This window comes from Corynebacterium sp. LK14 (assembly GCF_008042215.1).
In the GTDB taxonomy this organism is placed as follows: Bacteria; Actinomycetota; Actinomycetes; order Mycobacteriales; family Mycobacteriaceae; genus Corynebacterium; species Corynebacterium striatum.
The window spans coordinates 22,030-48,590 of sequence record NZ_NOVQ01000009.1; the positions used below are offsets into that span (position 1 = coordinate 22,030).

23 protein-coding genes, 1 tRNA gene and 1 pseudogene are annotated in these 26,561 nt (G+C 57.4%); 11 read left to right on the top strand and 14 right to left on the bottom strand.

Annotation, left to right across the window (positions count from 1 at the left end; genetic code table 11):
* Positions 1 to 203: 203 nt before the first annotated feature.
* From CHU71_RS03380 to CHU71_RS03390, 3 genes are all read left to right on the top strand, one after another.
* A tRNA-Pro gene (locus CHU71_RS03380) sits at positions 204 to 277 on the top strand.
* An 85-nt stretch (positions 278 to 362) separates the two neighbouring features.
* Complete coding sequence (gene tig / locus CHU71_RS03385; protein ID WP_187272012.1) at positions 363 to 1,721, top strand: trigger factor; 1,359 nt, start codon at positions 363 to 365, stop codon at positions 1,719 to 1,721.
* A 219-nt stretch (positions 1,722 to 1,940) separates the two neighbouring features.
* Entirely contained in the window at positions 1,941 to 3,434 is a 1,494-nt protein-coding gene (locus CHU71_RS03390; RefSeq protein WP_147760176.1) for a DDE-type integrase/transposase/recombinase, read from the top strand.
* A gap of 148 nt (positions 3,435 to 3,582) precedes the next feature.
* On the opposite strand, the gene CHU71_RS03395 is transcribed toward CHU71_RS03390, so the two are convergent.
* The 5 genes from CHU71_RS03395 to CHU71_RS03420 form a co-directional block, all read right to left on the bottom strand.
* Positions 3,583 to 4,158 carry an NADPH-dependent FMN reductase gene (locus CHU71_RS03395; RefSeq protein ID WP_034657575.1) on the bottom strand — a complete coding sequence of 192 codons (576 nt, stop codon included), beginning with the start codon at positions 4,156 to 4,158 and terminating at the stop codon, positions 3,583 to 3,585.
* A gap of 286 nt (positions 4,159 to 4,444) precedes the next feature.
* Positions 4,445 to 5,470: a class 1b ribonucleoside-diphosphate reductase subunit beta gene (nrdF, locus tag CHU71_RS03405; protein WP_080970012.1), complete on the bottom strand. Its 1,026-nt coding sequence runs from the start codon at positions 5,468 to 5,470 to the stop codon at positions 4,445 to 4,447.
* Positions 5,471 to 5,523: 53 nt separating this feature from the next.
* The gene (gene nrdE / locus CHU71_RS03410; protein WP_034657573.1) at positions 5,524 to 7,722 is read right to left on the bottom strand and encodes a class 1b ribonucleoside-diphosphate reductase subunit alpha; all 2,199 of its coding nucleotides are present in this window, start codon (positions 7,720 to 7,722) and stop codon (positions 5,524 to 5,526) included.
* Positions 7,723 to 7,757: 35 nt separating this feature from the next.
* Positions 7,758 to 8,216 carry a class Ib ribonucleoside-diphosphate reductase assembly flavoprotein NrdI gene (gene nrdI, locus CHU71_RS03415; RefSeq protein WP_034657571.1) on the bottom strand — a complete coding sequence of 153 codons (459 nt, stop codon included), beginning with the start codon at positions 8,214 to 8,216 and terminating at the stop codon, positions 7,758 to 7,760.
* Between the two features lie 116 nt (positions 8,217 to 8,332).
* The gene (locus CHU71_RS03420) at positions 8,333 to 9,013 is read right to left on the bottom strand and encodes a metal-dependent transcriptional regulator (protein WP_147760177.1); all 681 of its coding nucleotides are present in this window, start codon (positions 9,011 to 9,013) and stop codon (positions 8,333 to 8,335) included.
* A 137-nt stretch (positions 9,014 to 9,150) separates the two neighbouring features.
* Here CHU71_RS03420 and CHU71_RS03425 point away from each other — a divergent pair, with 137 nt between their 5' ends.
* Positions 9,151 to 9,750 carry an ATP-dependent Clp protease proteolytic subunit gene (locus CHU71_RS03425; protein ID WP_062043541.1) on the top strand — a complete coding sequence of 200 codons (600 nt, stop codon included), beginning with the start codon at positions 9,151 to 9,153 and terminating at the stop codon, positions 9,748 to 9,750.
* Positions 9,751 to 9,771: 21 nt separating this feature from the next.
* Positions 9,772 to 10,395, top strand: a complete 624-nt coding sequence (locus CHU71_RS03430) for an ATP-dependent Clp protease proteolytic subunit (RefSeq protein ID WP_070455897.1) — start codon at positions 9,772 to 9,774, stop codon at positions 10,393 to 10,395.
* 94 nt (positions 10,396 to 10,489) lie between these two features.
* On the opposite strand, the gene CHU71_RS03435 is transcribed toward CHU71_RS03430, so the two are convergent.
* The 3 genes from CHU71_RS03435 to CHU71_RS03445 are packed head-to-tail and all read right to left on the bottom strand — an operon-like array spanning position 10,490 to position 12,354.
* Entirely contained in the window at positions 10,490 to 11,167 is a 678-nt protein-coding gene (locus tag CHU71_RS03435) for a hypothetical protein (RefSeq protein WP_147760178.1), read from the bottom strand.
* Between the two features lie 12 nt (positions 11,168 to 11,179).
* Positions 11,180 to 11,998 carry an ATP-binding cassette domain-containing protein gene (locus CHU71_RS03440; protein WP_147760179.1) on the bottom strand — a complete coding sequence of 273 codons (819 nt, stop codon included), beginning with the start codon at positions 11,996 to 11,998 and terminating at the stop codon, positions 11,180 to 11,182.
* Between the two features lie 2 nt (positions 11,999 to 12,000).
* Complete coding sequence (locus tag CHU71_RS03445) at positions 12,001 to 12,354, bottom strand: GntR family transcriptional regulator (protein WP_147760180.1); 354 nt, start codon at positions 12,352 to 12,354, stop codon at positions 12,001 to 12,003.
* Between the two features lie 285 nt (positions 12,355 to 12,639).
* On the opposite strand from CHU71_RS03445, the gene CHU71_RS03450 reads away from it, so the two are divergent.
* Positions 12,640 to 14,139 (top strand): peptide MFS transporter, encoded by a 1,500-nt coding sequence (locus CHU71_RS03450; protein ID WP_147760181.1) that lies wholly within the window; start codon positions 12,640 to 12,642, stop codon positions 14,137 to 14,139.
* Here CHU71_RS03450 and fabG read toward each other — a convergent pair.
* The 3 genes and pseudogenes from fabG to CHU71_RS13160 all read right to left on the bottom strand — a co-directional run.
* Positions 14,136 to 14,900, bottom strand: a complete 765-nt coding sequence (fabG, locus tag CHU71_RS03455) for a 3-oxoacyl-ACP reductase FabG (RefSeq protein ID WP_147760182.1) — start codon at positions 14,898 to 14,900, stop codon at positions 14,136 to 14,138. The genes CHU71_RS03450 and fabG overlap by 4 nt on opposite strands.
* Positions 14,901 to 14,959: 59 nt before the next feature.
* The gene (locus CHU71_RS12990; protein ID WP_255456384.1) at positions 14,960 to 15,586 is read right to left on the bottom strand and encodes an MFS transporter; all 627 of its coding nucleotides are present in this window, start codon (positions 15,584 to 15,586) and stop codon (positions 14,960 to 14,962) included.
* 145 nt (positions 15,587 to 15,731) lie between these two features.
* Positions 15,732 to 16,631, bottom strand: a pseudogene (locus CHU71_RS13160) (MFS transporter); the annotation flags it as partial.
* Here CHU71_RS13160 and clpX point away from each other — a divergent pair.
* A complete protein-coding gene (gene clpX, locus CHU71_RS03465) occupies positions 16,552 to 17,847 on the top strand; it encodes an ATP-dependent Clp protease ATP-binding subunit ClpX (RefSeq protein ID WP_147760183.1) in 1,296 nt (431 codons plus the stop codon). The pseudogene CHU71_RS13160 and the gene clpX sit on opposite strands and share 80 nt — an antisense overlap.
* Positions 17,848 to 17,922: 75 nt before the next feature.
* On the opposite strand, the gene CHU71_RS03470 is transcribed toward clpX, so the two are convergent.
* Complete coding sequence (locus CHU71_RS03470) at positions 17,923 to 18,693, bottom strand: TetR/AcrR family transcriptional regulator (RefSeq protein ID WP_147760184.1); 771 nt, start codon at positions 18,691 to 18,693, stop codon at positions 17,923 to 17,925.
* 274 nt (positions 18,694 to 18,967) lie between these two features.
* On the opposite strand from CHU71_RS03470, the gene CHU71_RS03475 reads away from it, so the two are divergent.
* Positions 18,968 to 19,933, top strand: a complete 966-nt coding sequence (locus CHU71_RS03475) for a malate dehydrogenase (protein WP_034657569.1) — start codon at positions 18,968 to 18,970, stop codon at positions 19,931 to 19,933.
* A 20-nt stretch (positions 19,934 to 19,953) separates the two neighbouring features.
* On the opposite strand, the gene panC is transcribed toward CHU71_RS03475, so the two are convergent.
* Together panC and panB are read right to left on the bottom strand one after the other, a co-directional pair.
* Positions 19,954 to 20,784, bottom strand: coding sequence for a pantoate--beta-alanine ligase (gene panC / locus CHU71_RS03480; RefSeq protein ID WP_147760185.1), 831 nt, complete (start codon positions 20,782 to 20,784; stop codon positions 19,954 to 19,956).
* 6 nt (positions 20,785 to 20,790) lie between these two features.
* A complete protein-coding gene (gene panB / locus CHU71_RS03485; RefSeq protein WP_147760186.1) occupies positions 20,791 to 21,630 on the bottom strand; it encodes a 3-methyl-2-oxobutanoate hydroxymethyltransferase in 840 nt (279 codons plus the stop codon).
* Positions 21,631 to 21,679: 49 nt separating this feature from the next.
* Here panB and CHU71_RS03490 point away from each other — a divergent pair, with 49 nt between their 5' ends.
* The 3 genes from CHU71_RS03490 to CHU71_RS03500 are packed head-to-tail and all read left to right on the top strand — an operon-like array spanning position 21,680 to position 26,516.
* Positions 21,680 to 24,505, top strand: a complete 2,826-nt coding sequence (locus CHU71_RS03490) for a valine--tRNA ligase (protein ID WP_147760187.1) — start codon at positions 21,680 to 21,682, stop codon at positions 24,503 to 24,505.
* Positions 24,505 to 26,040, top strand: coding sequence for a folylpolyglutamate synthase/dihydrofolate synthase family protein (locus CHU71_RS03495; RefSeq protein WP_147760188.1), 1,536 nt, complete (start codon positions 24,505 to 24,507; stop codon positions 26,038 to 26,040). Before CHU71_RS03490 ends, CHU71_RS03495 begins: the two co-directional genes overlap by 1 nt.
* Entirely contained in the window at positions 26,037 to 26,516 is a 480-nt protein-coding gene (locus CHU71_RS03500; protein WP_049158824.1) for a DUF4233 domain-containing protein, read from the top strand. Before CHU71_RS03495 ends, CHU71_RS03500 begins: the two co-directional genes overlap by 4 nt.
* Positions 26,517 to 26,561 lie beyond the last annotated feature (45 nt).

A 26,561-nucleotide genomic window follows, 5' to 3' on the forward strand; every position in this document is an offset into this window, starting at 1 on the left:
CTCCAGGCTCGCAAGAAACGGCTTAAGGCAAGCAAGTTGTGGATGCATTCGCGGCACAAATTAAGGCCCAATAACCTGGGAAAACTCGCTTAAGTGGGGGTCGGTGTTAGGTCAATTAGCGATATGCCGGTACACTAACCCCAGTAAGCAACGCAGCCACGGCGAAAAGCATGAAATGTTTGGAGACTGTGGAGGCCTACATACGGGGCGTGGCGCAGTTTGGTAGCGCACCTGCTTTGGGAGCAGGGGGTCGCAGGTTCAAATCCTGTCGCCCCGACGTATGGGGGTCTGAAAATACCCTTAAAAGTATTTTCAGACCCCTTATTTACATTCTGAACCAATTTATGCCAGGAGAGTTTCTCGTGAAGACCACCGTAGATAAGCTGAGCGATACCCGCGTCAAGCTCACCGTCAACGTTCCGTTCGCTGAGCTGGACAAGGAAATCGACCAGGCCTACGCGGCGATCGCGCAGCAGGTATCTATCCCGGGTTTCCGCAAGGGCAAGGCTCCGCGCCAGCTTATCGACGCCCGCTTCGGCCGCGGCCCGATTCTCGAGCAGGTTGTCAACGACATGCTGCCAACCCGCTATGAGCAGGCAGTTCAGGAGAACGAGCTCAACGTTATTGGTCAGCCAGATGTTGACATCTCCAAGATCGAGGACAACGACTTCGTCGAGTTCACCGCTGAGGTTGATGTTCGCCCAGAGATCACTGTTCCGGACTTCTCCAAGCTCTCCGTTACCGTTCCAGCCATCGAGGCTAAGGACGAGGACGTCGACAAGGCTCTTGAGGAACTAGCTTCCCGCTTCGGTGAGCTCAAGGACACCAAGCGCAAGATGAAGACCGGCGACTTCGCCATTATCGACATTGTCGCTGAAATCGACGGCACCAAGCTGGACGAGGCTTCCTACGAGGGCATGTCCTACCAGATTGGTGACGACGACCTCATCAAGGGCCTCGACACCGCACTGCGCGGCATGAAGACCGACGAGGACACCGAGTTCACCTCCACCATCCAGTCCGGCGAGCACGCTGGCGAGGAAGCAACCATCAAGGTTCACGTTCAGCAGACCAAGGAGCGCAAGCTTCCGGATCTGGATGATGAGTTCGCACAGATGGCTTCCGAGTTCGACACCATGGAGGAACTCCGCGAGTCCACCAAGACCCGCGTTGAGGAGTCCAAGAAGGCTGAGCAGGCTGCCAACATCCGCGACGAGGTTTTGAAGGCTGCCCTCGAGGGCACCGAGTTCGAGCTTCCGACCGCTGTGGTTGACGAGCAGGTTCACGCACAGCTCCACCAGATCCTGGGCCAGCTGGCACACGACGAGAAGGCTCTCGCCCAGCTGCTCGAGGCACAGGGCACCACCCGCGAGGACTTCGATAAGGAAGCTCGCGAGTCCGCTGAAGAGTCCGTCCGCACCCAGCTCTTCCTGGATGCTGTTGCAGACGAGGAGCAGCCTGAGGTCTCCCAGCAGGAGCTGACCGACCACATCCTGTTCACCGCTCAGTCCTACGGCATGGACCCGAACCAGTTCATCCAGCAGCTGCAGTCCAACGGCCAGATTGCTAACCTCTTCTCCGACGTCCGCCGTGGCAAGGCTCTTGCAGCCGCTATCTGCCGCGTTGACGTGAAGGACGAGGACGGCAACAAGGTTGACGTTGAGCAGTACTTCGGTGAGATCGAAGAAGAGGGCGCTGAAGATGCTACCGAGGAGAAGTAGTTTTCTTTCGTAGCGAGCGGTTTCTAGCGCACTAGCAAACCCCGGATTCATTCATGAATCCGGGGTTTGCGTGATCGTGAATGCCCTCTAGAGATGTGCTGTGATGTTTAGTGACTTCTTGGACTCGGAGTCCAGTTAGTTTTTTGACGCGGAGTCTAGGAAGTTTATGGACAGGATGTCTAATGACTTTTTGGACTCTGGTTTCTTGACAATGTGGGGATGGCAATTCCCATTACTCTCCGCAAGAAGATAGCGGATTTCGACCCCATCCGTGAGGGCATCACGGTCCAGCAGTTCTGCAAGAACATCGGTGTATCGAAGCAGACGTACTACAACATCAAAGCACGTATCGCCGAACGCGGGCGGGCTGGCATCGTGCCGGACAGCACGGCACCGCTGAACCCGCGACGGGTCTACGATGACAAGATTCGACAACAGGTCCTGCATGCTCGCGGTACGTTACAAGCCCGCGGCCAAGACTGTGGCCCATGGTCAATCTTCTACTTCTTCCTCGACGAACTCGGCTACGACCAACCACCATCACGAGCTTCAATCGCACAATGGTTGCACGAGGCTGGCGTCGCTGACATCAATGCACGTAAACGACCGCGTAAGTCCTACAGACACTTTGCCAGGGGCGAAGTCAATGAACTGTGGCAGATCGATGCGTTTGTCTACAGACTCTTCGATGCGCCTCACACGCAAGTGACTATCTACCAGGTTATCGACGATGCCAGCCGCTTCGACGTCGGCTCCCAAGCTTTTGGAACTCCAGAAAACGGCACCGATGCCCGCATCACGCTGCGTGGAGCCATTGATGCTTACGGGCTTCCCCAAGAAGTCCTCTCTGACAACGGTGATGCCTTTGCCACCTACCATCGCGGCCGGCTGTCGCAAACCGAACGCTGGCTCGCCAGCCTGGGAGTTCAATCAAGTACGGGTTTTGCTCCCACGACGCAAGGCAAAGACGAGCGATCGCACGAAACCATGACCAGGTTTTTGGATGCTCGTACCCCCACGACACTGGCGCAGGTCCAACAGCTGATTGTCGACTACCACAACTTCTACAACACACGCCGTCGCCACCAAGGACTTCTTAGGGGCAAGATGCACATCACCCCAGCCCAAGCCTGGGAGATTATCTCGCATGCCCAGCCACCGACGCAGCCGATTGACCCAGATGTTTTATGGACAAAAATCGCGAAACAATATCACCGGATTCACCCCGACAACCAAGCAGATGCCTTAGCAGCCGACACGGTGGTCGCGACAGATAATGCCCTGGCTGAAGTTGCAGCTTCAGACAAGGCACCAGGTAACGACATTCAGGCGATCCAGCAAGATACACCCCATGCCGATTCCTCAACCGTAATGCCAAGCTCTACCGGTGTAAATGCACTCTGGCCTATCCCGGACAAGCTGTGGATCAACAAAAGCGGGGTGGTCCGCGTCATGGGACACGGCCTCTACGTCGGGCTGCGCTTTAAAAATCGAGCCATCTACAGCAGCGTAGCCGGTGACTATGCGGAATCTTTTACTGATCACGACGGTGAGAAACTGTTTTCATTTCCGCTACCGATACAACTGAATCAGCGTCCACCCGGCGGTCAAATCAACATAAACCACGTTGTCGGCATGTGGCACCGACAACCCCCAGAGCTAAAGCCCAACCTCTCTGGACCACGGCCAAGCCGCCGGAAGAAGCCAAGCTAGCACCAGTACAAAAACTCCGTGGACTCCCCGTCCAAAAAGCGGGGAGACTCCGCGTCCACAAAGTCCCTAGACTCCGAGTCCACAGAGTAGCTGGACTCCAAGTCCAAAAACCTCATGGACATAACACCTCTAGAGATGTGCGTGGGTCTTAGCTGGTTAAGGCATTGTCCACCAGAGCCAGGAAGCGCATGACGTAGTCCTTCACAAATTCTGCGGTGTGGTCATTAAGGCGGCCCGAGTCTTCGAAAAGGGTGGGTGATTGGCCGAGGAATACCTCGGGCTGCCCAGGAAAAGGCATATCAAAGTAAGACAGGGCCAATCGGAGGTTCTTTTGTGAGCTGTACCCACCCATGCGCCCTACGGAGTGGCTGATGATTCCTGCGGGAAGGTTCTTCCAAGCCACATCTGAGTTGGGTTTAGAACCGATGTCCACCGCGTTTTTGAGGCATGCGGGGATTGTGCGGTTGTTTTCGGGCGTAATGAAAAGGACTCCGCTAGAGTTCTTGATGGTGTCGCGGAAGGTGGTGTACGCGGACGGAGTTGGCTTGTCCGTGACCGCGGGATCATCGTAGTCGAAGTCATAAAGGGGCAAGTTGCGGATTTCGAGGATGTTTGCCTCGTAGTCTTTCGGGATCATTGTGAGTACTTCGTGCGCAATCTTGCGCGCAATTGATCCGCGACGCAGGCTACCTACGATAACGGTGATGCGTGGGGTGGAAGTCATACTGAACCTTCTTTCTTCATTGGGGCTGGATTAAGGGAGAAAAGGCTTGCAACCGAAAGCTGGCGGCGGGCCGGCACTGTGGGCGGCAGCGAGAAATCCCTCTACTTTGTCATCTTCTTCATTACGGAAATACAGTTCAATTAGGCCCAAGAGCCCTCCCAGGACGGCCTCGCGTGCGGCCGAGGTTTGTAGCAGCCGCAATGCCGCAGGTTGGTTTCCTTCACGAATAGCCTCAAACAATGCAATGGTTTCAAGCCAGCTTCCTTGGTCTGGTCGTGGGAAGGGATTAGAAATCCCAGTCATCATCACTCGTTTCTTCAGCGGTACCAATGACATAGGAGGAGCCTGAACCAGAGAAGAAGTCATGGTTCTCATCTGCTCCAGGAGCTAGGGCGGCGAGAATTTCTGGGTTAACTTCCGTTTCCTCAGGTGGGAAGTAATCTGGGTAGCCCAAGTTCATCAGGGCCTTATTTGCGTTATAGCGAACGAATACGGCCACATCGTCCATGAGTCCTAATGGTTCATATAGTTCGCCGGAGTATTCCAGCTCTAGGGAATAGAGCTCCTCGAGCAAAGAGATGGTGAAATTCTTCATCTCTTGTTGCCTTTGAGGAGAAGAAGATTCTAGGCCACGCTGGTATTTATATCCCGAGTAGTAACCGTGTACTGCCTTGTCACGCAGAATGAGGCGAATCATGTCTGCCGTATTGGTCAGGGTGGCGTGGACAGAAAAGTGTAAGGGGAGATAGAAACCTGCGTATAGAAGGAGCGAAGAAAGCAGCGTCGATGATACCTTGCGCTTGAGCGGATCTGGCCCGTAATAGTGTGTGAGGACTTTCTTGGCACGTGCTTGGAGAAGGTCATTATTCACCGCCCAGCGGTAGGCTTCGTCGATTTCCTTTGTGCTGCTTAGCGTAGAAAACACTGAAGAGTAAGAACGGGCGTGAACTGATTGCATGAAGGCAATGTTGGTGTAAACGGCCTGCTCATGCTCGGTGCGGGCATCTTGAATCTGGCAGATTTCTCCCACGGTAGCCTGCACGGTATCTAGAGTGGTCAGGCCTGTGAACACCCGCATGGTGAGGTTACGCTCTGAGGGCGTCATTTTCTGCCAGGCTGAGAGATCATTAGAAAGCGGCACTTTCTCCGGCAGCCAGAAATTGGCGGTGAGCCGGTTCCATACTTCAAGATCCTTTTCGTCACTCACACGGTTCCAATTGATGGGGCGGATGCGGGCTGAGGGATCATGCCGGAAGCCCGGAGGCGTAACAGAGATGCTAGTTAACGCAGCAGCGTTCGATGCTGAAGTCATTACTTTTTCCTTTCGGGTGAATTGGTAGTGCAAAAGATGGGAGGTCAGTGCTCCTACAAAGCGCAGGAGACGCAGCCTTCGACCTCAGTGCCTTGGAGCGCGGATTGGCGTAAACGGATGTAGTACAAGGTCTTGATGCCGGCCTTCCAGGCATAGATTTGCGCCCTGTTGATATCCCTAGTGGTGCTGTCGGCAGTAAAGAACAAGGTCAGAGAAAGGCCTTGGTCCACGTGCTGCGTGGCCATGGCGTAGGTATCAATGATTTTCTCGTATCCCACGGTGAAAGAGTCCTCGAAATACTCCACATTGTCGTTGGTCATTCCCGGCGCGGGGTAGTACACGCGCCCCAAGCGGCCTTCCTTGCGAATTTCGATCTTGGAGGCAATCGGGTGGATGGATGCAGTCGAATCATTGATGTAGGAAATTGATCCAGTGGGTGGAACTGCTTGTAGATAGGCGTTATATATTCCGTCTCGGGCCACCTGATTCTTTAATTTCAGCCAGTCCTCGCGTGTAGGAATCCGCACGCCTGCTTCATGGAAAAGCTGCTCTACTCGCTTGGTGGCAGGTACCCATTCCTGTTTGAGATACTTGTCGAAGAATGCGCCGGAGGCATAAGCAGAGTCTTCAAAACCCTGGAATCGCTGACCTTTCTCTACCGCTAACGCATGGGATGTGCGCAGCGCATGATAGGTCACAGTCAGGAAATAGAAGTTGGTAAAGTCCAAAGCCTCGGCGCAGCCATAGTGAATCCGTTTGGAAGCAAGGAAACCATGGAGATTCATCTGCCCCAAACCAATCGCGTGCATGGATTCATTGCCTTTAGCAATGGAAGGAACTGCTTCGATATCGGTAAGTTCTGAGACTTGGGTGAGCGCGCGCACTGCGGTTTCTACAGTTGCTCCAAAATCCGGTGATTCAAAGGCCTTAGCGATGTTGAGCGAACCCAGATTGCATGAAATGTCTTGGCCGATGGTGGCGTAATTGCCAGATGGGTCAAGAGTGGATGGCGCGTTGACTTGAAGGATCTCGCTACACAGGTTGGACATATTGATATGCCCTTTGAGGGGATTAGAGCGATTGACCGTATCTTCGAAGAGGATATAGGGGTAGCCAGATTCAAATTGAAGCTCAGCAAGCGTAGTGAAAAACTCCCTGGCCTTGATGGTGGTGTGCGAAATTCGCGGATTGGTCACCAGCTCGTCGTAATGCTCGGTGATAGACATGTCGGACATGGGCACGCCGTATTCGCGAGCAATGTCATAAGGACTAAACAGATGCATGTCCTTGTTCTCTTTGGCCAGGCGAAACGTTATATCCGGAATAACGACACCCAGTGAAAGGGTCTTGATGCGAACTTTTTCATCTGCATTTTCCCGTTTGGTATCGAGGAAGCGAAGAATATCTGGGTGATGCGCATGCAGGTAGACAGCCCCAGCGCCCTGGCGGGCTCCCAGTTGGTTGGCATAGCTGAAACTATCCTCCAGAATCTTCATAACTGGGACTACGCCGGATGCTTGGTTCTCAATCTTTTTGATCGGGGCTCCGGATTCGCGCAGATTGCTTAGCAATAGGGCCACGCCACCGCCGCGTTTTGATAGCTGTAGCGCGGAGTTCACACTGCGGCCAATGCTCTCCAAGTTGTCTTCTATTCGCAGGAGGAAGCAAGACACCATTTCGCCGCGCTGAGCCTTGCCTGCGTTGAGAAAAGTAGGGGTGGCGGGCTGGAATCGTCCGGACATGATGTCGTCCACCAGTTTCTCTGCAAGAGCTTTGTCGCCTTGTGCCAGGTAAAGAGCTGTGGTGGTGACGCGTTCTTCGTAGCCTTCGAGGAGTGTTGAGCCGTCAAAGGTTTTTAGCGCGTAGGAAGTAAAGAACTTAAATGCGCCGAGGAATGTGCGGAACCGATGCTGGGCGCGATGTGCTCTGTCATATATGGCGCACAGGAACTCGTCCTCGTAAAGTTCGAGGAAACCCCGCTCATAGTATTCATTATCTACTAACCATTCCAGGCGTTCCGTGGTGGAGCTAAATGTGCGCATGCGGGGAGCAACATGGTGGGCTAAATAATCCTGTGCTGCCTGAATGTCTTTGTCGAACTGAATTCTCCCGGAAGAATCGAATAAGTTCAGCTGCGCGTTGAGCGCATGGTAACTTTTGCGCTTACCAACGCCGCTCTCGTCGTTAGCACCGGTGGTGATGCGATGGGTTGCGTCAACAGGCTGCGCGGGTGTGGTCTGCGGAGGGGTCATTGTGTAGTCCAATCTGTGTGGTCCGGACGTGTTCTTCATCTTTTGACGTGTTCTTGCTGTTCCCAAAACTTGTGAAGACCTTGTTTTACGGTGTCAATATCTTTTTGGGTGCCGAGTAGCTCGAAGTGATACAGCTCGGGCACGTGGCACTTGGCGGAAATGATTTGGCCGGCTACGCAGTAGGCGTTACCGAAATTGGTGTTTCCTGAGGAAATGACGCCGCGGATAAAGGATCGATTGATTGGGTCGTTAAGGAAAGCGATGACCTGTTTAGGAACCGCGCGTTTGAGAGAGCCGCCTCCGTAGGTGGGGACGACGAGTACATACGGGTGTGAAACCTGGATCATTCCGTTTTTCTTGGGCCGTAGTGGAATTCGCACTGCGGGTCTGCCTAGGCGTTCCACAAATCTTTTTGTGTTTTCAGAAACGCTCGAAAAGTACACCAAATCTGGTGAGTCTGACATAGCAATCCTGCTCATCCTGGCCTGAGCCATTCGTGGGATATGTGATATCCGATAGGTTAATTACGTGTGGGCGGAGTTGCAAACTACGGTGCAACGTATATTTTAAAAGCGCAGGTAATCTTAGGTTTAGGCGGAGGGGATGGCTTTTATGGGGTATGAGGAGCTACAAAAACTGCGTCGGTAGCCGGGCGCCCGAGCAGTACCCACGGAGCGCTACCAAATACTCGAACTTCGAGTGAGTCTGAAAAGGGGGCTCCTTCGCGCGTGTCTAGAACGGCACCCGTGACAATGCCGTGTTCTTTCAGGAAAGCTAGTAGTTGTGGGTCGGAATCGGAGATCCGTTCAACGATCACCTGAGATTGTGCTCCGCTGTCAGAGAGCCGGTGTGCACGAGGAATCGTGATGATCCCATCGGCTGTGGGAATAGGATCGCCATGTGGATCCCTACTGGGAAAATTGAGGAATTTGTCCACGCGCTCTATCAGCATGTCCGACACTGCGTGTTCGAGATTTTCTGCTTCGTCATGGACTTCGTCCCATGTATAGTCCAATGCCTGTACCAAGAAAGATTCAAGCAATCGGTGACGGCGCACCATATCCAATGCATACTGTCTACCCCGACCGGTGAGCTCCACTGCTCCGTAAGGTGTGTGTGATACCAACCCTTGCTTGGTCATTTTGCGCACTGCATCGGAGACTGAGGAGAGTTTGAGCCCTAACCGTGCTGAAATAAGTGTGGCGGTTACGGGCTCAGATGACCATTCCTTTAGCCCCCAGATGGCTTTCAAATAATTCTGTGTGCTAGTGGAAAGCTCGGAAACAGACATGGGTAAATCTTAACCCAGCACCTTAGTGTGTGCTGACGTAGCGCTTCCAACGCTCATAGCGAACAGGGGCCCAATTTGAGAAGAATGTCGGTAAGGTGGGGCCAGTTAAAAATTCTTCAATTGAAGGAGCATCATTAATGTCTGAGAAGATTTCAATGAACTCATCCGCTACTGGTATGAGCCTGGGCGATAGCGTCTATGAGCGCCTCTTGCGCGAGCGCATTATCTTCCTGGGAACCCAGGTGGACGATGAAATCGCCAACAAGCTCTGCGCACAGATTCTGCTTCTGTCCGCTGAGGACCCAACTCGGGACATCTCCCTGTACATCAACTCCCCGGGCGGCTCCGTCACGGCGGGTATGGCTATTTACGACACCATGAAGTACTCGCCATGCGATATTGCCACCTATGGCATGGGCTTGGCAGCTTCCATGGGCCAGTTCTTGCTCTCCGGCGGCACTAAGGGCAAGCGCTACGCTCTGCCACACGCTCGCATCATGATGCACCAGCCTTCCGCTGGCGTGGGTGGCACTGCTGCTGACATCGCCATTCAGGCTGAGCAGTTTGCTCAGACCAAGCGCGAAATGGCGCAGCTGATCGCTGAGCATACCGGCCAGAGCTTTGAGCAAATCACCAAGGATTCTGACCGTGACCGTTGGTTCACCGCACAGCAGGCCAAGGAATACGGCATCGTTGACCACGTCATCGAGTCCGTAAACGGCCCGATCAATAACTAGGGAATAAGGAGAATTATCACTATGTCTAACCTTCAAATGCCTAATTCCCGCTACGTTCTGCCGGAGTTTGTCGAGCAGAACGCACAAGGCTCTAAGACCACCAACCCGTACTCCAAGCTCTTCGAAGAGCGCATCATCTTCCTAGGAACCCAGGTTGATGACACCTCGGCGAATGACATCATGGCGCAGCTGCTGGTCCTCGAGTCCCAGGATCCAGATCGCGACATCACCATGTACATCAACTCCCCGGGTGGCTCCTTTACCGCGCTGATGGCCATCTACGACACCATGCGCTACGTCCGCCCAGACGTGCAGACCGTCTGCCTGGGTCAGGCTGCATCTGCTGCAGCCGTCCTGCTGGCTGCCGGTGCACCGGGCAAGCGTGCGGCACTGCCGAACTCCCGCGTGCTGATTCACCAGCCACGCACCCAGGGCACCCAGGGCCAGGTTTCTGACCTAGAGATCGAGGCTAACGAGATCGAGCGCATGCGCCGCCTCATGGAGAACACCTTGGCTGAGCACACCGGCCGTACTGCGGAGCAGGTTCGCATCGATACCGATCGTGACAAGATCCTGACCGCCCAAGAGGCAGTAGAGTACGGCATCATCGATACCGTCTTTGATTACCGCAAGCTCAACGCCTAAAACCAGTAGTTAAGCTAAAGCCCTTGCACCGTATTCGTGGTGCAAGGGCTTTGGTTTTAGTTCTATAGGTCTTGGTGCGTCACCCAAATCCGTTCTACGGATGGATGTGTCTAGGCAGCCGCCACATCAGCACAACGCTGACGATGATAGCGATACCGCTGAAAATGAATAGGCCTGGGTACGGTGCCTCGATTGGGATACTGAAGGTGTATGCGGCCCAGTTTATCGCGATTGCTAGGAAATAGACTAGGAGAATGCCTCCAGCGGCGGTGATGGTTCGCATAGCGATACTTCTATTATCAAGCGCTTTGAAGAGCATCCCTATCGCCGTGCCAGCATAGCCCGCAACGAGGTAAGTGGTCAGGAATGCCAGGACAGAAAGCAAATGAGCTAACCAAGTTGGAAGGGTGCCGGTATCGCCGTTGACAGCAACCTCAAAAGAGCTATCGACATCAACGCCTGCGGATACCGCGATGTAATGTGCTGCGGCGGCGACGAGTCCAAAGATGACGGAACCCACGATGACAAACCCGTGAGCTGCGATCTGCCACCGCTTCTGCGGCATATCGAGGCTGCGCAAAACCTTGAACTGCGAGGTTGCGCTTGCGCAAAGTATCGCCCAAAAGATAGCCGAGAAGATGATCCAGAAAGTGGGATTAACGCTAACTTGGCTGGAGTCATGCGGAACTAGGTAAGCGCCCACGGCGAGCACAATGATGAGGGGTGCAAATACTGCGATTGTCTTTCGGTGTGCCGAAACGAGTGCGGTCATGGTGTTGCTCCTTTAAAGCTGTGCGGATACAAGTGAGTCGATGAGTTGGACGTCGTCTGGGAAATCGGTGTCTATGCCGTGGAGAAGAGTATTCAGCGGCTCCGCTAGTTGGACACGTACGCGAGAGGTTCGCCCGAGCTTTTGCTGGCTGACGACGCTCCCCGTGAGTGCGGCAACTGCGTCATCAACGGCACTGCTCTCGCCCGTGAACAGTGGATATAGTTCCCGCTGTTCGTCGAGCAGAAGTGGACCAACCGCGCGGCCTTTCTGCACGACGATGAGCCCCTCAACGAGGCCAGCGAGATCCTCGGCGCGATGTGAGGATAGAAGTAACGTCCAATCGTCGTTGTGGGATGCGTGTTCGATGATGACTTGGCGCAGTACCTCACGCGTCGGTACGTCTAGCCCAGTGAAAGGCTCATCCATCAGCGTGACAGGCGTGCGTGCAGCAAGAACGGTGATGTTGGCAATCAATTGGCGCTTGCCGGTGGAAAGCCTCGAGCAGACCTCTGAGGGGTGAAGCTCAAAGCGGGCTAGGAGACGGTTCGCATAGGCGATGTCGAGTTCGCCTCGTGCTTTCTGGGCGATGTGAAGGTGATCTTTCACTGTGTGCCCCGCCAGCAAAATGTCAGCGCCAGTGCGTGCAAGGGCAGTTGGGGCAGTCTCGATAGAGCCGGATGTCATTGGAAGGTGACCCGCAATCGCTCTCATAAGCGTCGTCTTGCCCGCACCGTTGGTGCCGATAATGCCGTAGATTCCGGGCTTCAATCGGATCGAGTGAGCGTGGAGAAAGTCCTTTACTCGGAGGTCTTTTGCCTCGATAGTGTGCATGGTTATTCTCCTTCGCTTTTGATGAGTTCGATGAGCTCAGCCGTTGTGATTCCGAGGGCTCGTGCTTCGGCTAGAAGCGGTGCGACGAAATCCTCGTGTAATGCGGCACGACGCTTTTCTCCAACGCGGGTGCGCGCTTCGGGAGTGACGAACATTCCAAGTCCGCGACGCTTTTCGAGCAGGCCTTCGTCGAAGAGCGCGGTTAAGGCCTTGGACGCTGTCGTGGGGTTGACTGAGTGGAATGCGGAAAGCTCGTTTGTGCTGGGGGCGCGGTCGCCGGGGGCGAGCTGGCCGGACATGATCATGTCGCGGATGCCGCTGGCGAGTTGTTGGTAGAGGGGGAGGGGATTGCCCATGAGACCTCTTTTCGGATGCGTGACTGATAACAAAGCGGTTTGTGGGTTTGTGGGTTTACCACCTATGTGGGTAACCCTAAATGAGCTTTGATGTATCGTCAAGGGCAAGCGGCAGAAGTGGAGGTTGATGCTCCGACCCTTGGTCGATTCGGCTGCAAATATAAGTGTGAAAGTTTTCGCAGTGCGGGGCCGTGACGTGGAATTTTCTGCAGCTGCGTGCCTTGACAATTATTTCGGGCAACCAACCGATTTGTTGTTACCGAGAATTAGTGGTCAACTATTTATATGTCAGATCACAATACGCAGCTGTCTGGCGCGACAGCACACAAAACGGAGTCTGAAGAAAGACTGTTCTTCGGGCATCCGTGGGGCCTAGCCAACCTATTTGGCATCGAGATGTGGGAGCGTTTCAGCTTCTACGGCATGCAGTCGATCGTTTTGCTCTATATGTACTACTCCGTCACCGATGGCGGACTAGGCATGGACAAGACCGCTGCAACGTCCGTGGTTGGTGCCTACGGCGGTCTGGTCTATATGGCCTGCCTTTTGGCCTCTTTGGTTGCAGACCGAATTTTGGGCCCGGAGCGCACCCTGTTCTACTCCGCGAACCTGGTGATGCTCGGTCATATCGCTCTGGCGTTTATTCCGGACGTTATTGGTCTGGCGATTGGTTTGGTTCTCATTGCCATCGGCTCTGGCGGTGTGAAGACCACCGCCCAAGTGGTGCTTGGCTCGCTATATAGCCGTGATGACACCCGCCGTGACGGTGGTTTCTCCATTTTCTACATGGGGGTCAACATCGGCGCTCTATTCGGCCCGTTGATCACAACGATCATGTGGGGCTGGAAGGGATTCCACTGGGGCTTTGGCCTCGCGGCAATCGGCATGTTCGCGGGCCTGATTCAGTACACCCTGATGCGCAAGTCCACCATCAAGGATGCAGGCCACGAGGTCCCGAACCCTGCTAGCAGCAAGCAGATGCTGCTCGGCCTAGCTGCCGTCCTTGGCATCGTGGCAATTGCGGTAATTTCCATCGCAACCGGCGTTGTCAAGGTCGATTGGCTATCCAACATCGTCACCGTCGTTGCGCTGTTGGCGGCAATCGTATTGTGGTGCCAGATGTACTTCTCCGAGCTGGTTGATGCGGAAGAAAAGAAGCGTCTGCTGGGATTTATCCCTCTGTTTGTCTCTGGTGTTTTGTTCTTCGGTATCTTCCAGCAGCAGTTCACCGTCATGACCATCTATGCGGACGTGCGCTTGGACCGTAACGTCTTCGGCATCGAGATTCCGCCGTCACTCGTGCAGTCCTTCAACCCGATCTTCATCGTGATCTTCTCTGCGGTTTTCGCAACGATGTGGACCAGGCTCGGTAACCGTCAGTGGTCCACGCCGGTGAAGTTCGGTGCCGCCAACATCATCATCGGTATTTCTTTGTTCTTCTTCCTGCCGTACTCCGGTACCGGTGCAAATTCCACGCCGATGTTTGCCATCATTGGCATCCTCTTCCTGTTCACCATGGGCGAGCTTTTGCTGTCCCCGGTTGGTAACGCGCTTGCTACCAAGGTCGCGCCACGTGCCTTCCCCTCCCGCATGATGGCGGTGTGGATGATGGCCGTTGCCATGGGTACCTCCTTGGCTGGCTCCCTGGCTGGTTTCTACAACCCGGAGGATGCCACCGCAGAGAACACCTTCTTTATCTCACTTGGCGTGGCCTCCATCGTGCTGGGCGTCATCATTCTGGCTCTGAGCCGCTGGGTGGTCAAGAAGTTCGCTACCTTCCGCTAACGGGGAGGAAGGATAGCTTCGGGGGATTCGGGGAGGATTTGGCCGCCGTCGACAATGAGCGTCTGGCCGGTGATGTAGCTTGCTTCACGAGATGCAAGGAAGACGGCGGCATTTCCTATGTCGCGAGGGGTACCGAGGCGGTGCATCGGCACCGAGCGAGTCATCTGGTCTAGGTATTGCTGACCTTGGCCCTCCAGGCCTTCGGTCAAGATATTGCCCGGCAGTACGCCGTTGATGGTGATATTGTCACGTGCGACTTCGAGGGCTGCCGAGCGCATGAAGCCCTGCTGGGCGGCTTTCGACGCCCCATAGTGGGCCCAACCTGGGAAGCCAGTGTGGGAACCAGTGATGGAAGTCGTGATGACGATGCGGCCGTAGTTCTGCTTGCGCATAAAAGGCAGTGCTTCCTGGACCACCTTGAACGTGCCGTGGGTGTTGATGGCGAACATCGCCTCCCACTTTTCATCCGTCATCTCGTCCAAGGGGCAGTTGGGGAATACGCCCGCATTGGAACAGACGATGTCGATGCGGCTGTGTTTGTCCACCACAGTGCGGTAGAGCTCACGTACGGATTCACGGTCGGTGACATCTACCTTGAGGGTCTCCGCGCCGAGCTCGGCGGCAGTAGCTTGGGCGTGTTCTAGATCGATGTCAGCAATGACGACGTGTGCGTCTGCTTCGCGCAGCGCGGATACAATTCCGCGCCCGATGCCGGCGGCGCCACCGGTAACGATGGCAACTTGGTTCGTCAGGTCGAACATGATGGGGTCTCCTTCGGCTGGGAAGATGAAAAGCGGTTTCCACCTTCCCAGCGTAGAGGCTAAACCCGGCTGGTGAGAGGGGCGTCGGAAAGCGCGGCGTCAGCAGGCGTAGAAGCTGGAGCTTCATCGGCGATCTTGGCGGAGTAGGTGCGCACACCGAAGAGGGAAAGTGCGGCGAGAAGCGCCGTTGCACCAGCGAGTGTGTACAGGCCCGTCGGAGTCCAGCCGGAGCTGAGGAGGTAGCCGGCGAGGAACGGGGCGAGCGTTGCCCCCACGCGTGCGATGCCGATCGCAGCGCCGGTACCCGTGGTGCGCAGTGCAGACGGGTAGGCCTCGGGAGCAACCGTGTACAGGCCGGTGATGCAGGCATTCAAGGTGAGGTCCACGCCGACGCCCAGGGAGAACATCAGGGTCGGGATGGACGTGGAGAAAATGAACCCCACGAGCACGCCGGAGGCTACCAAGCACGAGACGATGAGCAGTGGGCGGGCATCGAACTTCGTGGTGAGGAATCCGAAGATGAGCGCACCGATGGTGCCGCCGAAGGACAACATGATGCCGCCGATGACGCCCTGCTGCGCGGTGAGGCCTTCCTCCGTGAGCAGCTTCGGGGTCCACTGGGAAGTGAAGTTGTAGGCGAACATCACGAAGGAGAAAGCCAGCCACAGCTTGATGGTCGTGCGCACGAAGGAGGGCGGAGAGGATGTCCTTGAAGGAAGCGTGCGGTTCTTCGTCCTTGGCGGCGCGGACGCTGACCTCGCCCTTGAGACCCAACTTGGCGACGACGGTAAGGCCGGCACCTACCCAGAAGATGGCCTGCCAACCGTAGGACGGCGCCACGGCCGATGCGATGACGCCGCACAAGGAAGCGCCCAGGCCGTAGCCCGAGGCATAGATTGCCACCGCCAGGCCTCGGAAGCGGAGATTCGAGTATTCGCTGACCAAGACGGTGACGCAGACGAGCACGCCGCCGACGCCGATGCCGGTGAGAACGCGGAAGATGAAGAGCAGAGCGAAAGTCGGGGCGAAGGCCGTGGCAACTAGGCCCACCAAGTCGATGAAGAGCGAGATGGTGATAAGGCGTGTACGGCCCATACGGTCGGCGGTCGGGGCAAGGAAGAGGGAACCCAGGCCGATGCCGATGAGGGCGGCGGAGAGCAGCCAGCCGAGCTGGACGTCACTCAAGGTGAAGGCTTCGGTCACCTGGCCGGCGCCGAATGCCATCGCGACCATGTCATAGCCGTCGAGAGCGTTGCGGTACAAGGCAACGAAAATGATAGACCATTGCCGCAATCCCATAGGGGAGCTGTCGATGAGCTTACGGATATCCATGTGTGCTGCAACCTTTGCGTTTGTTTTAAAGATATGACTTAGGGCCTTTTGGGGAGGTCCTGATTGCTTGCGGACAAGGTACTGGACAGCTTGGTCTATGTCTACGGAGTAGCTTTTTAAATTCATGAACGGCCCTGGAGAGGTATCAATCAAAGGTTGAGGCTGCGCCACGCGGAGGAATGAATGAGGGTCGTGTCGTGTTGATTTACTAAGGTGGAGATATCTGTGGGACGCGCCTTCTGGGTGTGCAGGATACGAGTACTCTCCGCATCGGAATCCGCCCACCTCAAGTTGAAGAAAAGCGAGTGGAAAGACCTTAATGGCACGTATGCAAGAAAGCGCTGACCTGCTCAAGTGTTCCTTCTGTGGCAAGAGCCAGAAGCAGGTGAAAAAGCTCATCGCCGGCGGCGGTGTCTACATCTGTGATGAGTGCATTGAGCTGTGCAACGAGATCATCGAAGAAGAGCTCGGCGCCGCTGCGGCTGCTGAGACCTCGGACAAGGAAGTAAAACTTCCCCGTCCGTCGGAGATTTCTTCCTTCCTCGACAAGTACGTTATTGGCCAGGATCAGGCTAAGCGTGTGCTTGCAGTGGCTGTGTACAACCACTACAAGCGCATCAAGGTAGAAGAGACCGCGGGCCTTGAAGGGCGCCGCAAGAAGGTCGAAGATGAGGACGTAGAGATTGCTAAGTCCAACATTTTGCTGCTTGGTCCCACCGGTTCCGGTAAGACCTACCTGGCGCAGACTCTGGCGCGCATGCTCGACGTCCCGTTTGCCATTGCGGACGCAACCAGCCTTACCGAGGCGGGCTACGTGGGCGAGGACGTGGAAAACATCCTCCTCAAGCTGCTCCAGGCGGCGGACTTTGATGTGGAGCGCGCACAGCGCGGCATCATCTACGTCGACGAGGTGGACAAGATTTCCCGCAAGTCTGAGAATCCCTCGATCACGCGTGACGTCTCCGGCGAGGGTGTGCAGCAGGCGCTGCTGAAAATCCTCGAGGGCACCGTCGCTGCGATTCCGCCGCAGGGTGGGCGCAAGCACCCCAATCAGGAGTTCATCCAGCTGGATACCTCCAACATTCTCTTCATCGTCGCCGGCGCGTTCGCAGGCCTGGATAAGGTCATCGCGGAGCGCGTGGGCAAGAAGGGCGTGGGCTTTGGCGCCAAACTGGAGACTGCGGACGAGCGCGAGAAGCTCGACCTCTTCTCCGAGGTCCGCCCTGAGGACCTCGTGAAGTTTGGCCTCATTCCTGAGTTCATCGGCCGTCTGCCCATCGTGGCTACCGTGGATAACCTTGACCGCGAGTCCTTGGTCAAGGTCTTGGTCGAGCCGAAGAATTCACTGGTCAAGCAGTACCAGCGCCTGTTCGAGATGGACGGCGCGGAGCTCGTGTTCGAGGACGGGGCATTGGGCGCTATCGCGGAGCTCGCGCTCGAGCGTAAGACCGGTGCACGTGGTCTGCGCGCGATCATGGAAGAGCTGCTGGTACCCATCATGTACGAATTGCCTGACCGCGAAGACATCACTGCGGTCCACATCACCGAGGCCTGCGTGAAGGGTGAAGATGAGCCAAGCTTTGTCTACACCGACGCTGAAAAGGAATCCGCCTAAGGGCAGATGGCTTTAAGGGGCCGCAGATCACTTAAGATCTGCGGCCCTTTAGGCATAAAGCTAAAGAGCAAAGGTTTAGGTGTAGATGTCAGACCCGCTCTGGTCTTCGTCGCTGGAGTAGATATCTTGTGGGATTGAGTCGTTGTCTTCCACCGAGGCTCCCGTGGACAGATAAGAGCTGTACCCCGAGTCCGGGATGTTTGCGGTGAGGAAAGCCAAGACTGCGTCGACCGCCATGCGGTGCATACCCTCGGTGTTTTCTGGGCTGTGCATGTCGATATCCAGCAGGTTCTGCATCATTGAACGGTTGGTTACGCGGTACATCGTTAGCGACGCAATGAGCGTGAAGATGTCATTGGCGGAAATACCCGGGCGGAACGCACCGGAATCCTGACCCAGCATGAGTAGCTTGTCGAGGTGCAAGGAGACCTCAGAGACGTCGATGAGCGCCTGGCCCGCCTCCAAAGCACCTGTGGAGGTTTCCATGGTCATCATGCGGATTGCTTCAGGGTGCTTAACGTGCTGCTTGAATAGCCAGTCAACGAGCGTGCGGACGCCTTCTACCGGGACGGCTGAATCAATGTCGAGAGAACCCGCCGGCGGGTTGAGGCGGCGCGCGGCCGTGCTCAGAGCCTGCTGGTAGAGCCCCTTCTTGTCGCCGAAGTGGTAGTGGATCATGCGCTTGGACATGCCAGCGAGGCGGGAGATATTGTCCAACTTTGCGTCAGCAAAACCCAACTCAGAAAACTGCTCGATGGCTACGTCGATGACTCGCTCGACGGAGCCTGAGAGTTCGGCGGTGCCGACGGAATCGGTCGAAGCCGAATCAGTGGCGTCCATGGTCATAATTTTTACGTCCTTGATGTCCTATGTCAGTACGAATCTTTCCCAGATTCTTCTCTTTTCCTCCTCCTATAGTGCCGAAAAACAAACATTTCCGAGATTCAAGTAAGAATAAAGTCGCGAACTGCGGGACATTCGGGGGTAGTTTGGTGGAAATTGTGATTAAGGATGACTCCGAAAGAGGGGAGTTGTCCACGACACGTTCGGGCAAAAGAGGGCTAGTGTGGGGATTGAAGAACGCCATTTCTGGCACCGCTTTTCCTTAGGAGGACTGAACATGACCCAGGCTGCTAATCAACCAGTGAAGATCACCGTCACCGGTGCAGCCGGCAACATTGCGTACTCACTTTTGTGGCGTATTGCTGCTGGCGACGTCTACGGCAAGGACACCCCAGTAGAGCTCGCGCTGTTGGAGATCCCGCAGGCCGTCGGCGCTGCAGAGGGCGTTGCCATGGAGCTGGCCGACTCCGCCTTCCCGCTTCTGCGCGGCATCACCGTCACCGATGATCCGGACGTAGCTTTCAAGGACACCAAGGCTGCCTTCTTGGTTGGTGCACGCCCGCGTTCTAAGGGCATGGAGCGTGCCGACTTGCTTGAGGCAAACGGTGCCATTTTCACGGTCCAGGGCAAGGCTATCAACGACAACGCTGCACGCGACGTCCGCGTGCTCGTCGTGGGCAACCCAGCAAACACCAACGCCTTCATCGCAGCAAACAGCGCACCGGACCTTGACCCGAGCCAGTTCAACGCGTTGATGCGTCTGGATCACAACCGCACCCTGAGCCAGCTCTCGCTCAAGACGAGCCGCCCCACCGCTGAGTTCACCAAGGTTGCCGTATGGGGCAACCACTCCGCCACCCAGTTCCCAGATCTCACCTACGTCAACGAGGAAGTGGATCAGGACTGGTACACCGGCGAGATGATCCCCAAGGTGGCTAACCGTGGAGCAGAGATCATCGAGGTGCGCGGTCACTCTTCCGCTGCCTCTGCTGCCTCCGCAGCGGTGGACCACATGCATGACTGGATCCACGGCACCGAAGACTGGCGCACCGCAGCCGTAGTCTCTGACGGCTCTTATGGCGTGGACGAGGGCCTCATCTTCGGCTTCCCCACCGTGGCCAAGAACGGCACCTGGGAGATCGTCCAGGGTCTGGAACTCAGCGACTTCCAAAAGGAGCGCATCCAGGCCAACGTGGAGGAGCTGCGCTCCGAGCGTGAGGCAGTCCAGCACCTTCTCAAGTAGGACCTTCTCAAGTAAGAGGGCTAGAGCTCGAGATTATCGATAAGCCGCACCGGGCCCACGTGTGCGGCAACCAGCGCTAGAGCCGGGCGGGCATTAACGTCCACCGGCTTAAGCGTTTGTGGATCCACCACCGTGAGGTAATCCACCCGTACACCATCGCTTGCATCTAGGGCTTTGGATGCTTCCTCCGCGGAGTTGAACTTGCCGTCCCGCAGGCCAAAGAGGGTGCGCGAGAGCGCAAGGGCCTGCGTCCGCTCGGCATCGTTTAGGCGCTGGTTGCGGCTCGACTCAGCCAAGCCGTCCGCTGCACGCACGATGGGCGCAGCCACCAGCTCCACGGGGAAGTCCAAGTCTGCGACCATCCGGCGCAGCACCGCTACCTGCTGGGCATCCTTTTGCCCAAAGTATGCGCGGGTGGGGCGCACCAGATTAAACAGCTTCGAGACCACCGTAGCCACGCCGTCGAAGTGCCCTGGCCGAGAGGCGCCTTCCAGCACCTCACCCATGGCCCCGGTGCGTACCCACGCTAGCGGGGTGCCACTCGGGTACATCTCCTCCACGCTCGGGGCGAAGACAGCATCGGCGCCTAGTGATTCCACGAAGGCCGCGTCTGCCTCCACGTTGCGTGGATAGTTCCGGAAGTCGTCGCACTCGCCCAAATCGCTAAACTGCAGCGGATTGACAAAGACTGAAACCACGACGACGTCGTTAGCTTCCCGCGCCGCCTTAATCAGCGAGCCATGGCCTGCATGCAGCGCGCCCATCGTGGGCACGAGGCCCACGCTGCGGCGTTGACCATCCTGCTGCGCACGAAACTCAACGAGTTCTTTTTTAGTAGTGAATACCTGCACGGTTACTTAACCTTCTTTCACAGAGTCGCCAAAGGACTCTGCCTCGTTTGGAAATTTACGCTCAGCCACGTCGGCGGCGTAGGCGCGGGCGGCGTCGGAAAGCACGGTGCGCAAGTCCGCGTATTGGCGCACAAAGCGCGGCGTCTTGCCCGCGCCCATGCCAAAAGCGTCGGTCCAGACCAGAATCTGCCCATCGCAGGCATTGCCCGCGCCGATGCCGATGGTGGGGATGGAGACCTCCTTGGTCACCTGCGCCGCGAGCTCAGCCGGAACCATCTCCAGGACCACGGCGAAGGCGCCTGCGGTGGCAACAGCCTGGGCGTCGGCAAGCAAAGGCCCCGCCGCCTCGCCACGGCCCTGCACTACGAAACCACCCAGCGCATGCACTGACTGCGGGGTGAACCCGATGTGCGCGCACACCGGAATGCCCGCGGCAACCAAAGCGGAAATCGTCGGCGCAATCTCCTTGCCGCCCTCAATCTTGACCGCCTGCGCACCCGTCTCCTTCAGCATGCGGACCGCCGAGCGCAAAGCCTGCGCCGGGGATTCCTCATAGGAACCAAAAGGCAGATCCACCACCACGAAGCTGCGGGAGGTGGCCTCAACGACCGCGCGCGTTAGCGGAATCATCTCCTCCATGGTTAGCGAGAGCGTGGTCTCGCGGCCCAAAACCACGTTGGCCAAGGAATCGCCCACCAAAAGCAAGTCGATTCCCGCCTCATCGAATACCGCGGCGGTCATGCAGTCATAGCTGGTCAAACAAGAAAAGGGTGCGCCCTTAGCCTTTGCCTTGGCAAAGAAACGAGTACGCAGGCGCGCCGGGGAAGTTCCAGGATGTGAAGACATGACAGACAATGTATTCAGTCGCCGGCGCCCGCGGTGCCAATTTCGCCCAATGGGGGTGAAAAAGCCAGTTGACCGACAGGGTAGACTTGTCCGGGTGACTGAGCAGAACAACGCTGTAGATAAAGAGCAACTAATAGGCACTAACCGGGCTGACGCGCTTCCGAAGTCCTGGGAGCCGCAGGCGGTAGAAAAGGACCTTTACGAGTCCTGGGTGGAAGCAGGCTACTTCACCCCGGATGCCACCAGCGAGGCAGAGCCTTATTCCATCGTGCTGCCGCCACCCAACGTGACCGGCCAGCTGCACATGGGCCACGCCCTAGACCACACCCTCATCGACTCCATCATTCGCCGCAAGCGCATGCAGGGTTATGCCACCCTGTGGCTGCCGGGCGCCGACCACGCGGGTATCGCCACCCAGACCAAGGTCGAGGCCAAGCTCAAGGAGACCGAGGGCAAGAAGCGCTGGGACTACGAGCGCGAGGAGTTCATCTCCAAGGTCTGGGAGTGGAAGGAAGAATACGGCGGCACCATCCAGAACCAGATGCGTGCCATTGGTGACTCCGTGGACTGGTCCCGCGAGCGCTTCACCCTGGACGAGGGGCTGTCCCGCGCGGTCCAGACCATCTTTAAGCAGCTTTACGACGCCGGCATGATCTACCAGGCCCACCGCCTGGTCAACTGGTCCCCGGTGCTGGAAACCGCGGTCTCTGACATTGAGGTCGTGTACAAGGACGTCGAGGGCGAGCTCGTGTCCATCCGCTACGGCTCGCTAAACGACGACGAGCCGCACCTCATCGTGGCCACCACTCGTGTGGAGACCATGCTTGGCGACGTCGCGATTGCCGTCCACCCCGACGACGAGCGCTACAAGGACCTGGTGGGGCAGGAGTTTGCTCACCCCTTCCGCGAGGATCTCAAGCTCAAGGTCATCGCTGATGATTACGTGGACATGGAGTTCGGTACCGGTGCTGTGAAGATCACCCCGGCCCACGACCCGAACGACTACCAGATGGGCCTGCGTCACAACTTGGACATGCCGACCATCATGGACTCCACCGGCCACATCGCGAACACCGGCACCAAGTTCGATGGCCTGACCCGCGAGGAAGCGCGAGTCGCCATCCGTGAAGCTCTCGCCGAGCAGGGGCGCATCGTCAAGGAAATCCGCCCCTATGTCCACTCCGTGGGCCACTCGGAACGCTCCGGCGAGCCGGTCGAGCCGCGCCTTTCCCTGCAGTGGTTCGTGGCGGTAGAAAAGCTGGCCAAGTACTCCGGCGAAGCCGTGCGCGAGGGCGATACCAAGATTCACCCGACCTCCCTCGAGCCGCGTTACTTCGAGTGGGTCGATGACATGCACGACTGGTGCATCTCCCGTCAGCTGTGGTGGGGCCACCGCATCCCAATTTGGTACGGCCCGGAGACCACCGACGCCGAGGACAACACCACCCGCGATATCGTCTGCGTCGGCCCTGACGAGGAGCCGCCAGCAGGCTACGAGCAGGATCCAGACGTTCTGGATACCTGGTTCTCCTCCGCACTGTGGCCATTTTCCACGCTGGGCTGGCCGGAAAAGACTCCGGACCTGGAGAAGTTCTACCCAACCAACGTGCTGGTCACTGCCTACGACATCCTGTTCTTCTGGGTCGCCCGCATGATGATGTTCGGCACCTTCGCTGGCGTCCAGACCCCAGAGCTGCTCAACGCTGGTGATGGCTCCGCGCGCGATGGCCGCCCGCAGATTCCTTTCCACGACATTTACCTACACGGCCTCGTCCGCGATGAGCAGGGCCGCAAGATGTCGAAGTCCCTGGGCAACGGCATCGACCCGATGGACTGGGTACGCGACTATGGTGCAGATGCCCTGCGTTTTACCCTGGCCCGTGGCGCCAACCCGGGCGTCGACCTGCCGCTGGGCTCCGACGCCGCTGCGGCTTCCCGTAACTTCGCCACCAAGCTTTTCAACGCCACCAAGTTCGCGCTCATGAACGGCGCTGGCGTGGCGGAGCTGCCGGCCCGCGAGGAGCTGACCGACGCTGACCGCTGGATCCTGGACCGCGCCGAAGAGGTGCGTGTCAAGTTTGACGCTTACCTGGACGATTACCAGTTCTCCAAGGCTAATGAGCTGCTCTACCACTACATCTGGGACGAGCTGTGTGACTGGTACCTGGAGATTGCCAAGTCCCAGATTCCGCGCGACGTCGATTCGGCAGATACGTCAGACGCGGAGCGGCTGACCGGCCGCAACACCCAGATCGTCTTGGGCCGCGTCCTCGACGTCGTCCTGCGCCTGCTGCACCCGACCATGCCTTTCGTCACCGAGGTCCTGTGGAAGGCACTTACCGGCGGCGAATCAATCGTGATTGCCCCGTGGCCAACCGCGGCTGATACCAACGGTGGCGTGGCCACCGACGAGGTTGCCGCTCGTCGTATCGCGGACGCCGACAAGCTCATCACCGAGCTGCGCCGCTTCCGCTCTGATCAGGGCGTGAAGCCTTCGCAGAAGGTTCCGGGCCGCCTGGACTTCGCCTCCGTTGACCTGGCTGGCCAGGAGAACTTGGTGCGCAACCTTGCTAACACCACGGTTCCGGGCGAGGACTTCACCGCGTCCGCCTCCATCGAGGTTCGCCTGTCCCAGGGCACCGTCGAGGTCGCACTGGATACCTCCGGCGCAGTCGACGTTGAGGCAGAGCGCAAGCGCCTGGAAAAGGATCTGGCCAAGGCAAATAAGGAGCTCGAGCAGACCGGCAAGAAGCTGGCTAATGAGTCCTTCCTAGCCAAGGCTCCGGACGAGGTCGTGGAGAAGATCCGCACCCGCCAGCAGGTGGCACAGGAAGAAGTCGACCGCATCACCGCACGCTTGGAGGCACTTAAGTAGTGAGCAAGCGAGAAGATCGCGAGGAATACGAACTCGTTGATGCCTTGAAGGAGGGCACTGAAGGCGGACCCGTGGAGATCACGGAATCCGGTCTCAAGCTCAATCTCGGTATGGGCGGCGAGGAGGAATACGAGGAGGCAGCGCCGCTCGAGGTCAACCCGGAGGAGCTGCAGGAGCTCGCGCTTGTCGACGCCGAGCTCAACGCCCGCGCGCCCGAAACCCAGATCGCTCCGAGCCTGGAACGCATCCAGGCGTTGATGGATTTGCTGGGTAACCCGGAAAAGTCCTTCCAGGTCATCCACGTCGCGGGCACGAACGGCAAGTCTTCGACTTCCCGCATGATCGACTCCTTGCTACGCGCCTTCCACCGCCGCGTCGGCTTGGTGACGAGCCCCCACCTGCAGCTGGTGAATGAGCGCATCGGTATCGATGGCCGCCCGATTCACCCGCGTGACTTCGTACGCATCTGGAACGAGATCAAACCCTATGTGGAGATGGTGGACGCGCGCTCCGACATCCCGATGTCCAAGTTTGAGGTGCTCGTGGCGATTTCCTACGCGGCTTTCGCTGATGCGCCAGTCGACGTCGCCGTGGTCGAGGTCGGCCTCGGCGGCACCTGGGATGCCACCAACGTGGTCAACGCCGAGGTCTCCGTCATCATGCCGGTGGGCCTCGACCACACCGACTACCTAGGCGATACGCTCGCCGAGATCGCGGGGGAGAAGGCCGGCATCATCAAGGCACGCGACGTCGATGCGGACGATGTGTTGGCCCCGCGTGAGAACATCGCCATCATCGCCGAGCAGGAGCAGGAAGCCATGACGGTGATCCTGAACCGCGCGGTGGAGGTCGGCGCGGGCGTGGCTCGTTCCGGCAGCGAGTTCGCCGTGCTCGAATCCCGCATCGCGGTCGGCGGCCAGCAGCTGAACATTCAGGGCTTGGGCGGCCTCTACGAGGACGTCTTCCTGCCGCTGCACGGCGAGCACCAAGCCAAGAACGCGGGCGTGGCGCTGGCTGCGGTCGAGGCCTTTTTCGGGGCATCGTCTGGCAAACCGCTCGATATTGCCACCGTGCGCACTGGTTTTGCCAAGGCTATTTCGCCCGGCCGCCTAGAGCGCGTGCGCACCAGCCCCACGACCTTCATCGATGCATGCCACAACCCGCACGGCGCCAAGGCGTTGGGTGCGGCACTGGATCGCGACTTCGACTTCGCACGTCTCATCGGCGTGCTCGGCATCTTCGAGGACAAGGACGCCGAAGGCATCCTCACCGCGTTGGAGCCTTACCTGACGGAGGTAGTCATCACGCAGAATTCTTCGCCTCGTGCACGTGATGCCTATGAGCTTGCGGAACTTGCTCGCGATATCTTCGGCGAGGAGCGCGTCTACGTGGAGCCTGATCTGCCCGGTGCCTACGCGCAAGCAGTGGAGCTTGCGGAGGATGCGGAAGTTCAGTCCGGCTCAGGTATCGTCATCACGGGTTCAGTCGTCACCGCTGGCGACGCCCGCGCGATGTTTGGAAAGGATCCCGCATGAGTGACTCTCGCCGCGACAGTGTGTCCAACAGTGCCCCCAATAGTGTCCCCGCTGAGGAAATCAGCCCCCTTGGCCTAGGTGAGGCCCCGGTCAAGGACCCGCTGAAGCAGTTCGGCGGAATGGTTGTGGCCAGCTCCCTGACCATGGAGTTGCTCACGCTGGTACTCGCGTTGCCGCTGCTCTACAAGCTCTATGACGGCACCTTGTGGACACCTTTCAATTACTCGGTGGTCATCGGCATGGCCGTGATTCTCTTGGTGAGCTTCGCGTTCACGAACAAGCCATGGATCGTCAACGCCATGATTGCGCTGCACGTGCTGGCAATCGTCTTAGGATTTATGATCCACTGGTCCATCGCCGCCATCATGATAATCTTCGGCCTGCTGTGGCTGATGGCCTCCTACATGCGCGGCATCATCGTCGAGCGCATGAAGCGTGGCTACCTCACTACGCAGCACCTCAATAAGTCGAGTTAAGTGTTGCGAGTTTAAGCACAGACGACGTCCTACGTGTCCTTCAGG

What these genes read in the sequence shown, in the direction of transcription:
- CHU71_RS03390 (WP_147760176.1), top strand. Translation starts at nt 1,941, where the DNA reads ATGGCAATTCCCATTACTCTCCGCAAGAAGATAGCGGATTTCGACCCC.
- CHU71_RS03395 (WP_034657575.1), bottom strand. Translation starts at nt 4,158, where the DNA reads ATGACTTCCACCCCACGCATCACCGTTATCGTAGGTAGCCTGCGTCGC.
- nrdF (WP_080970012.1), bottom strand. Translation starts at nt 5,470, where the DNA reads ATGACTTCAGCATCGAACGCTGCTGCGTTAACTAGCATCTCTGTTACG.
- nrdE (WP_034657573.1), bottom strand. Translation starts at nt 7,722, where the DNA reads ATGACCCCTCCGCAGACCACACCCGCGCAGCCTGTTGACGCAACCCAT.
- nrdI (WP_034657571.1), bottom strand. Translation starts at nt 8,216, where the DNA reads ATGGCTCAGGCCAGGATGAGCAGGATTGCTATGTCAGACTCACCAGAT.
- CHU71_RS03420 (WP_147760177.1), bottom strand. Translation starts at nt 9,013, where the DNA reads ATGTCTGTTTCCGAGCTTTCCACTAGCACACAGAATTATTTGAAAGCC.
- CHU71_RS03425 (WP_062043541.1), top strand. Translation starts at nt 9,151, where the DNA reads ATGTCTGAGAAGATTTCAATGAACTCATCCGCTACTGGTATGAGCCTG.
- CHU71_RS03430 (WP_070455897.1), top strand. Translation starts at nt 9,772, where the DNA reads ATGTCTAACCTTCAAATGCCTAATTCCCGCTACGTTCTGCCGGAGTTT.
- CHU71_RS03435 (WP_147760178.1), bottom strand. Translation starts at nt 11,167, where the DNA reads ATGACCGCACTCGTTTCGGCACACCGAAAGACAATCGCAGTATTTGCA.
- CHU71_RS03440 (WP_147760179.1), bottom strand. Translation starts at nt 11,998, where the DNA reads ATGCACACTATCGAGGCAAAAGACCTCCGAGTAAAGGACTTTCTCCAC.
- CHU71_RS03445 (WP_147760180.1), bottom strand. Translation starts at nt 12,354, where the DNA reads ATGGGCAATCCCCTCCCCCTCTACCAACAACTCGCCAGCGGCATCCGC.
- CHU71_RS03450 (WP_147760181.1), top strand. Translation starts at nt 12,640, where the DNA reads ATGTCAGATCACAATACGCAGCTGTCTGGCGCGACAGCACACAAAACG.
- fabG (WP_147760182.1), bottom strand. Translation starts at nt 14,900, where the DNA reads ATGTTCGACCTGACGAACCAAGTTGCCATCGTTACCGGTGGCGCCGCC.
- clpX (WP_147760183.1), top strand. Translation starts at nt 16,552, where the DNA reads ATGGCACGTATGCAAGAAAGCGCTGACCTGCTCAAGTGTTCCTTCTGT.
- CHU71_RS03470 (WP_147760184.1), bottom strand. Translation starts at nt 18,693, where the DNA reads ATGACCATGGACGCCACTGATTCGGCTTCGACCGATTCCGTCGGCACC.
- CHU71_RS03475 (WP_034657569.1), top strand. Translation starts at nt 18,968, where the DNA reads ATGACCCAGGCTGCTAATCAACCAGTGAAGATCACCGTCACCGGTGCA.
- panB (WP_147760186.1), bottom strand. Translation starts at nt 21,630, where the DNA reads ATGTCTTCACATCCTGGAACTTCCCCGGCGCGCCTGCGTACTCGTTTC.
- CHU71_RS03490 (WP_147760187.1), top strand. Translation starts at nt 21,680, where the DNA reads ATGGGGGTGAAAAAGCCAGTTGACCGACAGGGTAGACTTGTCCGGGTG.
- CHU71_RS03500 (WP_049158824.1), top strand. Translation starts at nt 26,037, where the DNA reads ATGAGTGACTCTCGCCGCGACAGTGTGTCCAACAGTGCCCCCAATAGT.